The organism is Rhodococcus wratislaviensis (assembly GCF_900455735.1).
In the GTDB taxonomy this organism is placed as follows: Bacteria; Actinomycetota; Actinomycetes; order Mycobacteriales; family Mycobacteriaceae; genus Rhodococcus_F; species Rhodococcus_F wratislaviensis.
On record NZ_UAUI01000002.1, the window covers coordinates 151,979 to 166,492 of the forward strand.

At 66.0% G+C, this 14,514-nt stretch carries 13 protein-coding genes; 8 read left to right on the forward strand and 5 right to left on the reverse strand.

Annotation, left to right across the window (positions count from 1 at the left end):
- Positions 1 to 176 precede the first annotated feature (176 nt).
- From DTA22_RS07035 to lipA, 6 genes are all read left to right on the forward strand, one after another.
- Positions 177 to 1,805, forward strand: coding sequence for an AMP-binding protein (locus DTA22_RS07035; protein ID WP_112298988.1), 1,629 nt, complete (start codon positions 177 to 179; stop codon positions 1,803 to 1,805).
- A 288-nt stretch (positions 1,806 to 2,093) separates the two neighbouring features.
- Positions 2,094 to 3,059, forward strand: coding sequence for a thiamine pyrophosphate-dependent dehydrogenase E1 component subunit alpha (locus DTA22_RS07040; protein ID WP_112298989.1), 966 nt, complete (start codon positions 2,094 to 2,096; stop codon positions 3,057 to 3,059).
- Between the two features lie 14 nt (positions 3,060 to 3,073).
- Entirely contained in the window at positions 3,074 to 4,105 is a 1,032-nt protein-coding gene (locus DTA22_RS07045; RefSeq protein WP_037233212.1) for an alpha-ketoacid dehydrogenase subunit beta, read from the forward strand.
- A gap of 2 nt (positions 4,106 to 4,107) precedes the next feature.
- Positions 4,108 to 5,643, forward strand: coding sequence for a 2-oxo acid dehydrogenase subunit E2 (locus DTA22_RS07050; protein ID WP_112298990.1), 1,536 nt, complete (start codon positions 4,108 to 4,110; stop codon positions 5,641 to 5,643).
- A gap of 8 nt (positions 5,644 to 5,651) precedes the next feature.
- On the forward strand, positions 5,652 to 7,061 hold the full coding sequence (gene lpdA, locus DTA22_RS07055; protein WP_112298991.1) for a dihydrolipoyl dehydrogenase: 1,410 nt from the start codon (positions 5,652 to 5,654) through the stop codon (positions 7,059 to 7,061).
- 68 nt (positions 7,062 to 7,129) lie between these two features.
- A complete protein-coding gene (gene lipA, locus DTA22_RS07060) occupies positions 7,130 to 8,146 on the forward strand; it encodes a lipoyl synthase (RefSeq protein ID WP_174233764.1) in 1,017 nt (338 codons plus the stop codon).
- Between the two features lie 27 nt (positions 8,147 to 8,173).
- Here lipA and DTA22_RS07065 read toward each other — a convergent pair whose 3' ends face one another.
- Positions 8,174 to 9,403: a GAF domain-containing protein gene (locus DTA22_RS07065; RefSeq protein ID WP_409372689.1), complete on the reverse strand. Its 1,230-nt coding sequence runs from the start codon at positions 9,401 to 9,403 to the stop codon at positions 8,174 to 8,176.
- 183 nt (positions 9,404 to 9,586) lie between these two features.
- Between DTA22_RS07065 and DTA22_RS07070 the strand changes: the two genes are divergently transcribed.
- Positions 9,587 to 10,366: an acetoin reductase gene (locus DTA22_RS07070; protein WP_037233201.1), complete on the forward strand. Its 780-nt coding sequence runs from the start codon at positions 9,587 to 9,589 to the stop codon at positions 10,364 to 10,366.
- Positions 10,367 to 10,460: 94 nt separating this feature from the next.
- A complete protein-coding gene (locus DTA22_RS07075) occupies positions 10,461 to 10,694 on the forward strand; it encodes a hypothetical protein (RefSeq protein WP_037233198.1) in 234 nt (77 codons plus the stop codon).
- A gap of 78 nt (positions 10,695 to 10,772) precedes the next feature.
- On the opposite strand, the gene katG is transcribed toward DTA22_RS07075, so the two are convergent.
- The 4 genes from katG to DTA22_RS36220 all read right to left on the reverse strand — a co-directional run bounded on the left by katG (position 10,773) and on the right by DTA22_RS36220 (position 14,458).
- Positions 10,773 to 13,001 (reverse strand): catalase/peroxidase HPI, encoded by a 2,229-nt coding sequence (gene katG / locus DTA22_RS07080; protein WP_112298993.1) that lies wholly within the window; start codon positions 12,999 to 13,001, stop codon positions 10,773 to 10,775.
- Positions 13,002 to 13,037: 36 nt separating this feature from the next.
- On the reverse strand, positions 13,038 to 13,481 hold the full coding sequence (locus DTA22_RS07085; RefSeq protein WP_005243590.1) for a Fur family transcriptional regulator: 444 nt from the start codon (positions 13,479 to 13,481) through the stop codon (positions 13,038 to 13,040).
- Positions 13,482 to 13,596: 115 nt separating this feature from the next.
- The gene (locus tag DTA22_RS07090) at positions 13,597 to 14,208 is read right to left on the reverse strand and encodes a hypothetical protein (protein WP_112298994.1); all 612 of its coding nucleotides are present in this window, start codon (positions 14,206 to 14,208) and stop codon (positions 13,597 to 13,599) included.
- A 94-nt stretch (positions 14,209 to 14,302) separates the two neighbouring features.
- Positions 14,303 to 14,458 (reverse strand): hypothetical protein, encoded by a 156-nt coding sequence (locus DTA22_RS36220; RefSeq protein ID WP_167344037.1) that lies wholly within the window; start codon positions 14,456 to 14,458, stop codon positions 14,303 to 14,305.
- Positions 14,459 to 14,514: the final 56 nt, after the last annotated feature.

Below are 14,514 nucleotides of genomic sequence, written 5' to 3' on the forward strand. Positions count from 1 at the left end.
CGCTGTCCGCATACGGGTTCGTCTCACCGACCAGGAATGCGACGGATCGCGACTCTTCCTGCACCGCGCAGTCACACACGAGTTGAAACAGGCTCTCCTGCCGTCGATCACCCCTCATGCACAGTCGCGGGACCACACCCGATCAACCAGCAAGCGCCAAGGACACAGTGAGACATATGAATACATCAGCGAACCGAGCAACTTCCCGCGACAGTGCACTGTATGATCCGGAAGTGACCAGCCCCAGCCGGCACCTCACATGGACTGATCAAGTCGCTCGACACGCTGCGGTGAAGCCAGGCAGTGCTGCCATGCGGTATTCAGGTCGATCCCTGACGTGGTCCCAGTTGGACGGCCGGTCACGACAGTTGGCACAGTGGTTGAAACACCGAGGAATCGGCCGCGGTGACCGCGTGCTGTTCGCGATGTCGAACGGACCCGAGTTTCCGATTGCTCTGCTGTCGGTCCACCACCTGGGGGCCATCGCCGTTCCGGTGAACTTCCGTCTCGCCCCACCGGAGGTGGAGTTCCTTGCGTCCGATGCGGCCGTGTCGGCCGTCATCGTCGATGACGATCTGCTTGCCCTGGTAGAACCCACGCTGCGGCGCCATCCCGATCTCCCCTACGTCGTGAACGGTGGCCGGAGCAGATCCGATGACCGATCGACACGGCTGGCCGACCTCACACCCGGCGACAGACCCCCTTCACCACTGCCTGGGCCGGCCTCGACGGGCGACGTCGCGGTCATCATGTACACCTCGGGAACCACAGGTCTTCCGAAGGGGGCAATGCTCAGCTTCGAGAACCTGCTTGCGGGCGCCGTCACGTCCATTCATATGAACCAGCTGTTCTCCGAGAACGCGGTTCGTCTTGTCACCACCCCCTTCTTTCACATAGCAGCCATGACCACGCTGCTCAGCAGTCTCACGATGGGGCAGACGTGTGTGATCAACCCCAGCGGCAACTTCGACGCGGAGACGTTCCTCGATCTGATCGAGACCGAAATGGTGAACAATGTGTTCCTCGTGCCCACTCAATGGGAGATGGTGTGCGCCGCCGAGAGCCTGCCCTCGAGGAATCTCAGCCTCCGTACCGTGTCCTGGGGGGCCGCCCCTGCCTCGCAGCAACTCTTGCGCAAAATGGCGGAAGTTCTTCCCGGTGTCCGGATCGTATCGACCCTCGGCCAAACCGAGACGTCGGCAGTGACCACCTGGATTTCCGGTGACGAGTGGTTGAAACGACCCGGGTCGGTGGGCCGACCGGTCCCGACGGTGGCAGCCCGAGTCGTCGACGCCGACATGAACGACGTCCCGGTCGGTGCACCAGGGGAGATCGTCTACCGCGGTGCCGGGGTGATGCAGGGCTACTGGAATCGTCCGGCGGAGACCGAAGCCGCGTTCCACGGTGGGTGGTTCCACTCTGGCGACGTCGTCCACAGGGACGAGGACGGCTATTTCTACGTCGTGGATCGTCTCAAGGACATGATCATCTCCGGTGGAGAGAATATCTATCCCGCCGAACTCGAATCGGTCCTCGCCGAGCACCCCCGGATTCGTGAAGTAGCCGTTGTTGGCAAACCGCATCCGAAGTGGGGAGAAACTCCGATCGCGTGCATCGTGCCGACAGACGACGAACCCGTGACACACCACGAGGTGGTCGCCTGGATCACCGCACGCCTGGCTTCATTCAAGAAGCCGTCCGAGACGATCAATCTCGATTCCCTACCTCGCAACGTGTCCGGCAAGGTCCGGAAGAACGTGCTTCGTGAGGTCGTCCAGTCCGGGGTCGGTGATCGCACGTCGTGAGGTGACCAAGGCAATCCCGGCCGCCGATGAGCCTGGTGTCCCTCGCTGCTCGACTGCCTCTACGTCACCCTCCTCCCGACTACGAGTCGGCCGCCTCGCCGAGTTCGACGTGTTCGAGCCAGATCCGCTCCTGTTTCGCATCCACCGATTGACACATTGCAATCGGCTGCAACGTTTATTGCGCACGTCATATCTCCCTACATTCATGACCCGGGTTACACGAGGCACGAACCGTTCCGACGCGGGCCCCGACGTAGCCGGCGAAAACGTAGCAACCAAGGGAGTGCAATGGCGCTGAACAAGAACTCGTTACTGAGCGCGTATCGGAAGATGTCCGAGATCCGAGCGTTCGAAGACCGCCTCCACGAGGAGAACGCCACCGGCGACATCCCCGGATTCATCCACCTGTACTCCGGTCAGGAAGCCATTGCCGTCGGCGTGTGCGAGAACCTGCAGGATACCGATTACATCGGGTCCACCCACCGCGGCCACGGGCATTGCATCGCCAAGGGTTGCGACCTGCACGGGATGATGGCGGAGATCTTCGGCAAGGACGACGGCCTCTGCCACGGCAAGGGCGGCTCGATGCACATCGCCGACCTGTCGGTCGGCATGCTGGGAGCGAACGCCATCGTCGGCGGGGCACCCTCCCTGGCCATCGGTGCGGCGCTCAGCGCGAAGACACTACGAAACGGCGGCGTCGCGGCCTCGTTCACCGGCGACGGCGGTTCCAACCAGGGGACGGTCTTCGAAGCCATGAACATGGCTGTCGTGCTCGACCTTCCCATCGTCTTCGTCACCGAGAACAACGGATTCGGCGAGGCCACCGGACGGGACTACGCCGTCGGTGCACCCAGCATCGCCTCTCGCGCGGCGTCCTTCGGCATGCCTGCCGTCACCGTCGACGGCACCGACTTCTTCGCCGTGTACGAGGCAACCCGTGAGGCCGTCGAGCGTGCCCGGATGGGAGGCGGCCCCACCTCGATCGAGGCGATCGCGTACCGCTGGCACGGACACTTCGAGGGTGACGCGCAGCTGTACCGCACCGCGGATCAGGTCGCGGAACTGCGCAAGACGAAGGACCCGCTGCTGAACTTCCGCAACCACCCGGACAGCAAGAAGGTGTCCGCGAAGGAACTCGACGCGATCGATTCCGACGCACGAGCCCGCGTGGACGATGCCGTCGCGAAGGCCAGGAAGGCCGAATACCCGCCGCTTGCAAACCTTCTGACCGACGTCTACGTGTCGTACTGAGAGTGAGAACAGAAATGACAACGTCGAAGACGACGTACCGCGAAGCAATCAAGGCCGCGCTCGCCCAGGAGATGGAACGCGACGCGACGGTAGTGCAGATCGGTGAAGATCTGCGTGGTGGTCAGGCGGGGACCAATCCGGAACTCGAGTCCGGAAAACTCGAGGCGTTCGGTGGTGTGCTGGGTGTGACCAAGGGCTTGTGGACAGAATTCGGTTCCGACCGGGTCATAGACACCCCGATCACCGAGTCCGCGATCATCGGTATGGCGGCCGGCGCCGCATTGACCGGACTGCGCCCGGTCGCCGAACTGATGTTCATGGACTTCTTCGGAGTCTGCTACGACGCGCTGTACAACCAGGCCGCGAAGTTCCGCTACATGTTCGGCGGGAAGGCCCGCACCCCACTCGTCGTGCGCGGCATGATCGGTGCCGGATTCTCGGCGGCGGCGCAGCATTCGCAGTCCCCGTACAACGTGTTCGCCGCGGTTCCCGGTCTCAAGGTGGTGGCCCCGTCCAACGCGTACGACGCCAAAGGTCTTCTCATCCAAGCCATTCGTGACGACGACCCCGTGGTGTTCTGCGAGCACAAGACTCTGTACGACCTCAAGGGCGAGGTGCCCGACGAGCCGTACACCATCCCGTTCGGTGTCGCCAACTACACCAGGGAGGGCACGGACGTCACGATCATCGCGCTGTCGGCGATGGTGAATGCCGCCAATACGGCCGCCGACAAACTTGCCACCGAGGGCATCTCCGTCGAAGTGGTCGACCCGCGGACCGTCTCACCCCTCGACGAGGAGGGCATCCTCGAATCCGTCGCGTCCACCGGGCGGGTGGTGATCGTCGACGAGTCCGCGGCCCGATGCGGATTCGGTCACGATGTCGCCGCGCTGATCGCCACCAAGGCGTTCGGTTCGCTGAAGGCACCGATCGAGTTGGTCACCCCACCGCACACCCCGGTGCCGTTCTCCCCCGTGCTCGAACAGGCATGGCTTCCCAACGCGGCGCGCATCGAGGCCGCGGTACGCAAGGTGGTGACCGCCTGATCATGAGTGACATCAAATTGATCGAAGTTCCCAAATGGGGCCTGTCCATGGACGAGGGCACCGTCACCGAGTGGTTGATCGACGAAGGAACCCCTTTTTCGAAGGGCGATCTGATCTGCGAGATCGAGACCAGCAAGATCACCAACGAGTTGGAGGCGCCGTTCGACGGAGCGCTTCGTCGCATCGTCGCCGAGCCGGGTGCCACGTTGCCGGTGGGTGCGGTCCTGGCCGTATCGGCCGACGCGGCCGTTTCCGACGCCGAGATCGAGGAATTCCTGACCGGCATCGGAGCGGATTCCGTCCCCGCATCCGAGCCCGAGCGGTCGCCGGGTGGACAACCCACCCCCGCGGAACCGCGGGTGACACCCACCCCGCCGGCGCCGGCGGCACAGGAGCCGGCGAGGACGCCCGGCGCGACGACTGTCCCGGATTCGCTACGGGGACAGACGAAGGGTGACGTGTTCGCGACACCGCACTCCCGCCGATTGGCAGACGAATTGTCGATCGACCTGGGCCGGGTGACCGGGACCGGTCGCGACGGCCGGATCTCCGTCGCGGATGTCCACGACGCGATTCGCTCGGCAGGTGGAACCGTCGCGGAAGCACCGTCTCCGACCCGATCGGGTGTGCCAGGACGCTCGTCCGACGACGACAGCGGAGTCGATGCGACGCCGGTGGCGCGTCGACTGGCGAAATCCCTCGGCATCAATCTGCACGATTGCCGGGCCACCGGTTCGCGGGGACGCGTCTGCGAGGCGGACGTCCGGGAAGCCGAACGGACGTTTCGGCTGCTTCCCGATCCGGTGGCGGCGTCGACGGGCGGAGCGGACACCCCACAGCACACGTCGCCCGAGTTCGAGACGATCCCGTTCAACTCGATGCGGAAGGCGATCGGTCAGCGACTGCAGGAATCGAAACGCAACGCCCCGCACTTCCGGCTCACCGTGGACCTCGAGATCGACAATCTCCTCGCGCTCCGCGAGGAGATCAACGCGACCGTGCCCTCGGTCAAGCTGTCGGTCAACGACTTCGTCGTCAAGGCCTGCGCGGCGGCGCTGCGCAGGGTCCCCGACGTGAACGTCCAGTTCGACGAAGCGGCCCAGTCGGTGCTGAGATTCTCCGCCGCCGACATCTCGGTGGCCGTCGCCTTGCCGTCGGGTCTGATCACGCCCATCGTTCGCGGGGCGGAGAGTAAGAGCCTCGCCGAGATCTCCGGTGAGGTCCACGCATTGGTGACGAAGGCCAAGACCGGCAAGCTGACCCCCGAGGAGTTCCAGGGCGGCACGTTCACCATCTCGAACCTCGGCATGTTCGGCGTGCGTGAATTCGACGCGATCATCAACCCACCGCAAGGCGCAATCCTCGCCGTCGGTGCGGGGCAGCAACGGCCGGTCGTCGTCGATGGCCGGGTGGAGGCCCGCACGGTGCTGACCGTGACGCTCTCCTGCGACCACCGGGTGATCGACGGCGCCCTCGGCGCGACGTTCCTGCAGGAACTGCGGCGCTTCGTCGAGTCACCCGCGTTGATGCTGGTCTAGGGGTATAGATGACTGACAAATATGATGTCCTGGTGATCGGAAGCGGCCCCGGCGGCTACGTCGCCGCCATCCGCGCCGCTCAGCACGGACTCCGCACCGCGGTGATCGAACGGGACCGGCTCGGCGGAATCTGCCTCAACTGGGGTTGCATTCCCACCAAGGCGCTGCTGCACGGCGCCGACGTTGCCCACACGCTGGCAAATCTGCGTCCCCTCGGATTCTCCACCAGCGGTGTGGAATTCGACATGGCACAACTGGTCGAGTTCAGCCGTGGGGTGTCGGGCCGGTTGTCCGACGGCATCGGATATCTGATGAAGAAGAACGGTATCGACGTGATCACCGGCACCGCACGCCTGACCGGAAAGGGTGTGGTGGGGGTTCGGGACAGCTCCGACTCGGCATCGCCTCTCACCGAGTACCGGGCCGACCACATCATCCTGGCCACGGGTGCGCGCCCGCGGTCGGTGCCCGGGGTGACACCGGACGGCGATCGGGTCTGGACCTACTTCGACGCACTGGTTCCTCAGGACCTTCCGAAGTCGTTGCTGGTCATCGGTTCCGGCGCGATCGGTGTCGAGTTCGCCAGCCTCTACCACGATCTGGGCAGTGAGGTCACGCTCGTCGAGCTGGCACCGCAGATCATGCCCGTCGAGGATGCCGCGGTGGCCGGCCACGTGCGACGGCAGTTCGAGAAGCGCGGCATCGAGATCCACACCGGCGCCTCGGTGTCCGAACTCACCGTCGGCGCGGACTCCGTATCCGTGACGGTGAGATCGGCGGACGGAACCCTCGAACAGCGTGTCGTGGAGCGGGTTCTCGTCGCAGCCGGCATCCAGGGCAACGTCGAGGATTTGGGGCTCGAGGACCTCGGCGTCGAGGTCGACCGCGGTTTCGTCACCACCGACCAGTGGTGCCGCACCACCGCATTCGGGGTCTACGCCATCGGCGACGTCGCAGGAGGCCCGTGCCTCGCTCACAAGGCCGGCCACGAAGGTGTGCTGTGTGTCGACAAGCTGGCGGGCACCCCGCACGTGAGACCGCTGGACAAGGATTATGTCCCCGGGTGCACGTACTCGAGACCCCAGGTCGCCAGCCTCGGTCTCACCGAGGACCAGGCGCGGGCGACCGGTCGTTCCCTGCAGATCGGGCAGTTCGATCTGCAGGCCTCCGGCAAGGCGCTCGCCATCGGTGAAGCGGACGGGTTCGTCAAGACCATCTTCGACGCCGACAGCGGGGAGCTACTCGGCGCCCACATGGTCGGTCCCGATGTCACCGAGCAGATCCAGGGCTTCGGCATCGCCCGATCCCTGGAGGCCACCGGTGACGATCTCGCGGAAGTGATCTTCGCGCACCCGACGCTGTCCGAGGCCATGCACGAATCGGTCCTGGCCGCGCTGGGTCGCCCGATCAACATGTAGCAATCCCGCCGAGCCGTGGTCGCCCTCCGGCACCACGGTTCGGCGGACCACCACCCAGGAATCGACACGTGACTGCCACACCAGGAACATCGTCCGACGCCGCGCAGGCCCCGCCCGGCCGCAAGCTGCTTCGACTGGAGATCCGGAATGCGGAGACTCCGATCGAACGCAAACCGAACTGGATCAAGACGAGAGCGAAGATGGGCCCGGCATACTCCGAGCTCAAAAGCCTCGTCAAACGCGAGGGTTTGCACACCGTCTGCGAAGAAGCCGGCTGCCCCAACATCTACGAATGCTGGGAAGACCGCGAGGCAACCTTCCTCATCGGCGGGCAGCAATGCACCCGCCGCTGCGACTTCTGCCAGATCGACACCGGCAAACCCGACGACCTCGACCGCGACGAACCCCGCCGCGTCGCCGAATCCGTCCAGGCGATGGGACTGCGCTACTCCACCATCACCGGCGTCGCCCGCGACGACCTCCCCGACGGCGGCGCCTGGCTCTACGCCGAAACCGTCCGGCTGATCCACCAGCTCAACCCCGGCACCGGCGTTGAACTGCTCATCCCCGACTTTGGCGCCAAACCCGACCAGCTCGCCGAGGTGTTCTCCACCCGTCCCGAGGTGCTCGCCCATAACGTCGAAACCGTCCCCCGCATCTTCAAGCGGATCCGGCCCGCGTTCCGCTACCAGCGCAGCCTCGACGTGATCACCGCCGCCCGCGAGGACAACCTCGTCACCAAGTCCAACCTCATCCTCGGCATGGGCGAAACCCCCGACGAGGTCACCCAGGCGTTGCACGACCTGCACGACGCCGGCTGCGACATCATCACCATCACCCAGTACCTGCGCCCCTCCCCCCGCCACCACCCCGTCGAACGGTGGGTCAAGCCCGAGGAGTTCGTCGCACACTCCAAGACGGCCGAGGAGATCGGGTTCGCCGGCGTCATGGCCGGACCCCTCGTCCGCTCCTCCTACCGCGCCGGCCGCCTCTACGCGCAGGCAGTGGCCCACCACGGCCGCGAACTCGCGGACCCGCTCACTCACCTCTCAGCCGTCGGACCCGACAGGAGCGTCGGCCCGTGATCAACGATTCGGGTCATCGGCGCTGCGTCAGCCACCTCGATCCGGAGCTTCCGCTCCATCGATGACATGCACGTCGACGCCGTCCGCGAACCGATACGGATGGGTGGACAGAACGGGGCCGAGACTCTTCCGGAGCCGGGAGATCTCGGCACGGACGGCCACCACGTGGTCGCGGTCACCGAACATCGCCACACTCAGTGACGCGGCATCGATTCCAGCGGAACCGGTTTCGGTCAGCAGTCGCAGGATCTGCGCGTGGCGGGGCGAGAGCGCTCGGGTCCAGCTCGTGTCGCCTCGCACCGTTGCGCGCGGGGTGTCACCGAGATCGAGTTCCACTGCGATGGCCGTCCGCCTGCCCCCGCGTCGCATCAGCCAGCCGTCACCGAGCGGTTCCGGCATGCACAACCCCAACCCGGGCACGAGCAGCGGCGTGCCGGGGCACGGGGGTGCCACCCGCTCGGGGACGGCGAGGCCGCGGGCGTCGGCGACCCAACCGTGCCGGTCGACCACGAGGGCCGGACCGGCGGTCGCCCCGAGCACCGGTGCGGCATGACCTCGCAGCTTCTCCAGAGTGATCATGTGTTCCTGCCACAGCGTGGCTTCGGCCAACCGGACCGCCGTCTGCACCAGTGCCACCGTCGTCGGATGAACCGACATCGCCGAGCCACTGATGTCGACCACGCCGAGCACCTCGCCGCTCCGTGGATCGTGCACCGGAGACCCCGTGCACGACCACCCGCAGTGCGACCGTGCGTAGTGTTCTGCCGAGAACAGCTGCACGGGAGCATTTTCCACCAACGCTGTTCCGATGGAGTTCGTGCCCACCGCCCCCTCGGACCACCGGGCGCCCTCCATGAACCCCAGCGCGTCCGCGGCCTTCCGCACGCCGCGTGCCCCCTCCCGCCACAGCACCACCCCGTCGGCGTCTGCGATCACCACGATGAAGTTCGCGTCTTCCGCCACCAGGGTCAACGTGTTGCGAAGCTCCGGGAGGACCGATCGCAGGGCAGTACGCGTGCGCCGGGCCTCGACCTCGGCGTAGTCGGCGAGCACCACGTCCTCGCAGCGGTCGGGGCTGATCCCGTCCGCCTGCAGCCGCGACCACGACCGGCCGACGACGTCGCGCGGTTGCGCGGGCGGTTGCCGACCCGACAGCACGGCCTCGTGCACTTGACTCAACAACCTCGCGTGCCGGGGCAGATCGACGCCGGAGCCGACAGCGGGAAGGCGGTGTCGAACCGAACCGGTGGTACTCACCCGGCCGAGCCTACCGCTGATACGGGCACCGAACCAAGGTCCGGATTCCGGTCATTTCCATTGGGAGCAAACGCAATCGGCAACGCGCGAATTCGCATTGCAACCGAGTGCAACCCTTGCAGACCCGCCGTCGATGATGCTTGGCTCTTCTGTGAGGACGGTCACAATGGACAGGAGTCACGGATGAGCATCAAGGGCAAAGTCGCGTTGATCACCGGCGCGGGCCAAGGCATCGGACGCGCGATCGCGTTGCGACTGGCGTCGGACGGCGCCGACATCTCGCTCGTCGACGTCAACGGCGACCGGGTCGATGCGGTGGCCGACGAGGTCCGGGCCGTGGGCGCGAAGGCGATCTCACTGGTCGCCGACGTGACGGACCGCGATCAGGTGCAGACCGCTGTCGACCGGACCGAGCGCGAGCTGGGCGGCTTCGACATCATCGTCAACAACGCGGGAATCGCCCAGGTCAACCCGATCGCCGACGTGACACCCGAGGAGGTCTCACGGATCCTCGCCGTGAACGTCGAAGGCGTGCTGTGGGGAATCCAGGTCGGGGCAGCCAAGTTCCGGGAACTCGGACATGGTGGAAAGATCATCAACGCGTCGTCGATCGCCGGCCACGAGGGTTTCCCGATGCTCGGCGTGTACTCGGCGACCAAGTTCGCGGTCCGCGGACTCACCCAGGCCGCGGCCAAGGAGTACGCATCCGACGGCATCACCGTCAACGCCTACTGCCCCGGCGTCGTCGGCACCGACATGTGGGTCACCATCGACGAGCGTTTCGCGGCCCTCACCGGCGCGCCGAAGGGTGCCACGTTCGACAAGTTCGTCGGCGGCATCGCCCTCGGCCGCGCGCAGACGCCCGAGGACGTCGCGGCGTACGTGTCGTATCTGGCCGGACCCGATTCCGACTACATGACCGGGCAGGCGGGACTGATCGACGGCGGCCTGGTGTACCGATAGGTCGCCGCTCGACCCCCGGGTTTCATACGCGGATCCGCGGGTAGACAGACGTAGTGGTGATGCGACAGCGCGTCCGGGGATGAATAGGGCAGCCATGAACGTCGAGGACCTCGTCAAACGCACCGCGCGGTTGCGTACCGATCTGCAAGCGCTCGAAGACCGGATCAAGGAGTTGACCGACGCGTTCGACCTACTCGACAGCACAACCGCCGGCGCTTCGCGGGAACAGGTGATCGACAGCCTCAGCGACGCCCGACTCGACCTGAGCACCGCGGACAGGCACCTCGAGACCGCGGTCCGTAACGCCGAGAAACTGTCGACCAACTGAACCCGGCACCCGGCGAGTATCAACTCGCGGGTGCCGGGCCAGTTCAGGATTGATCGGCCCTGGACCGATCAACCGTCATCAGTCGAGGTCGAACCGGTCGAGGTTCATCACCTTATTCCAGGCAGAAACGAAGTCCTGCACGAACTTCTGCTGCGCATCGTCGGTGGCATACACCTCGGCGAGAGCGCGCAGCTGCGAGTTCGAACCGAACACGAGATCGACGGCGGTGGCGGTCCACTTGGCGTCACCCGTCACACGGTCGGTGCCTTCGTAGACGTTCTCGGCCGAGGCCGCTCCCTTCCACTGCGTACCCATGTCGAGGAGGTTGACGAAGAAGTCGTTGGTCAACGCCTCCGGCCGGTCGGTGAAGACGCCGTGCTTCGTCTGGCCGAAGTTGGCGTTCAGTGCACGCAGGCCACCGACGAGAACGGTCATTTCCGGAGCGGTCAGGTTCAACATGTAGGCCCGGTCGACCAGAAGTGCCTCGGCAGGCAACTTCTCTCCCTCTCGGAGGTAGTTGCGGAACCCGTCGGCCCTCGGCTCGAGTACGGCGAACGACTCCACATCGGTCTGCTCCTGTGTGGCGTCGGTACGACCCGGCGTGAACGGGACCGTGACGTCTTGGCCGGCGTTCTTCGCCGCCTTCTCGACCGCCGCGGCGCCGGCGAGCACGATCAGGTCCGCGAGCGAGACCTTTACCCCGCCGGACTGCGACGAGTTGAAGTCCTGCTGGATCTGTTCGAGGGTCTGCAGGACCGTCGCCAGCTCAGTGGGGTTGTTGATCTCCCAATCCTTCTGCGGCGCAAGCCGGATTCGCGCCCCGTTGGCGCCGCCACGCATGTCGGTGCTGCGGTGGGTCGCTGCCGACGCCCAGGCGGTCGACACCAGCTGGGAGATGGACAGGCCCGAGTCGAGGATCTTGCCCTTGAGCGCGGCGATCTCGCTGTCACCGATCAGCTGGTGATCGACTGCGGGGACCGGGTCCTGCCACAGCTGCGCCTCCGGAACCCACGGGCCGAGGTAGCGCGTGACGGGCCCCATGTCGCGATGCAGGAGCTTGTACCACGCCTTGGCGAACTCCTCGGCGAACTCCTCCGGGTGATCGAGCCAACGCCGGGTGATCTTCTCGTAGGCCGGGTCGATGCGCAGGGAGAGGTCCGTGGTCAGCATCGTGGGAGCACGCCCCGCCGACGAATCGAACGGGTCGGGGATCGTGCCCGCGCCTGCGCCGTCCTTCGCGGTCCACTGCCAGGCACCCGCGGGACTCTTGGTCAGCTCCCACTCGTAGCCGTACAGGACTTCGAGGAAGCTGTTGTCCCACTTCGTCGGCGTGGGGGTCCACACGACCTCGAGACCACTGGTGATCGCGTCCTTGCCCACGCCGGTACCGTAGGCACTCTTCCAGCCCAGGCCCTGCTGCTCGATCGGGGCGCCTTCCGGTTCCGGACCGACCAGGTCGGCGTCGCCTGCGCCGTGAGTCTTGCCGAAGGTGTGGCCGCCTGCGATCAGCGCGGCGGTTTCCACGTCGTTCATCGCCATGCGGCCGAACGTCTCCCGGATGTCGCGGGCGGCTGCCAGCGGATCCGGCTGGCCATTGGGCCCCTCCGGGTTCACGTAGATGAGACCCATCTGCACCGCCCCGAGCGGACCCGAGAGTTCGCGATCGCCGCTGTAGCGCTCGTCGCCCAGCCAGGTGTCCTCGGGACCCCAGTACATCTCCTCGGGCTCCCAGATGTCCTCGCGGCCGAATCCGAACCCGAAGGTCTTGAATCCCATCGACTCCAGGGCACAGTTGCCGACGAAGACGAGGAGGTCCGCCCAGGAAATCTGCTTGCCGTACTTCTGCTTCACCGGCCAGAGCAGCCGGCGGGCCTTGTCGAGGCTCGCGTTGTCGGGCCAGCTGTTGAGGGGGGCGAAACGCTGGGCGCCCTGACCGCCACCGCCGCGACCGTCCGCGATGCGGTAGGTGCCGGCGGCGTGCCAGCTCAGCCGGATGAAGAGGCCGCCGTAGTGGCCGTAGTCGGCGGGCCACCAGTCCTGCGAGGTCGTCATCAGATCGATGACGTCGCGCTTGAGTGCCTCGACGTCGAGCTTGGCGAACTCCTCGGCGTAGACGAAGTCCTCGCCCATCGGGTTCGACTTGGACGTATGGGCGTGCAACACCGACAGCTCCGGCTGGTTCGGCCACCAGTCGCGGTTCGATCTCGGGCGGTTCGCCGCCGGAGTGGGAGACGGGATTACGGGGTTTTCACTTTCACTGGTGCTCTGAGTGTTTCCCTCATGAGCGACCGGGCAGCTATCGGACACAACATTCCTTCCGGGAGAGACCAAATTGGGCTGTGGTCATGGGTTCGATCGAGAAGTCTGTGATGTCGAGCAGTCGGGGCACAGACCCCAGTAGATGACCTCGGCCTCCTCGACGAGGAAACCGTTGTCGTCGGACGCGGTCAGACAGGGTGCCTCGCCGACGGCACAGTCGACGTCCGCAATGACCCCACACGACCGGCAGATGACGTGGTGGTGATTGTCTCCGACCCGCGACTCGTAACGAGCAACGGAGCCGGGCGGCTGAATCCGCCGCACCAGTCCCACAGCGGTCACTGCGTGCAGCACGTCGTACACGGCCTGCCGGGACACCCCTTCCAGAACGGTGCGCACCGCTCCGAAAATCGTCTCCGTGTCAGCGTGTGGACGCGCGTGCACGGCCTCCAACACCGCGACCCGCGGGCGGGTCACGCGAAGCTCAGCCCCGCGCAGCAGCGCTGCGTAATCCGGCATCGACGGCACCCACCCACTATGACTTACTTTTCTGGACTCAGCCAAGACTTTGCGGAAAACAATTTGCCGTGACTCCGACTCACGCATAACCTCGGGTCGGCTGCCCGCGGCTCCGGCAAACCCTTCAGGGAAGCTCGAAGGTGACGACGACCGAGGGCACCGAATCCGGCGCAGACAGTCCGATGGTGCCGCCCGACGGCACGAGGGAAAGCCCGCCGCCTCCGCCTCCCGGCGGCTCGTCCGCCTCGCCGGTGCCGCCGATCCGTCCCCCGGCGGCACCTCCACCACCGCCGTACCAGCCGGCTCCGCCGCCTCCCCCGGCCGCGATGACCAGCGGCAGGTCGATACGATGCGGAACCAGCACGCTCGACCTTCCGGTATCGAGGACGACGGACGAAAGACCGCCCCCGTCACCGCTGTTGACGTTCGGCGGAGTGGTGTGGCGGCGCCAGTCGGTGGTGCCGCCGCTGCCCCCGCCGCCCTCGACCTGCGTCAGAGCGTCCGACCCGCCGCCGTGACCGTTCTCGCCGACCCGGACGTACACCGTCGATCCCGGAACGAGCCACGCGTCACCACCGGCGACCGCTCCCCTGCCACCGGGAGCGACCGTGCCGCAACAGCTGTCACCGCCGCGACCGCCGACCGCCTCGATGTGCACCGTCCAGACGCCGTCGGGAATCGTCAACGGCACACCGCGGATACCGCGCTTCGACTCCAACCGCGCACGGAATCTCACGCACGATCCTTCGATACGACACGGCCGCAACGTGACTGGGCCGTCGGCCGGGAGACTCGATTCGTTGGCCGGATGTGCGGCCTCGTGCGGGCCGTCAGTACCAGTACTGTCGTCCGCCCACCTTGCGGCCCCGCAATCCGACGAGCAAGAGAACGAGACCGACGACGCCGACGACGAGGCCCGCGATCCACAGTGACGAGATCTTGACGACCAAGCCGATGACGATGAGAACCACACCGATTGCGATCATGATCGATTCCTTCGTGGGGGGGTGGACGAATAGTAAACGCAGAATGCGGCCCGGCG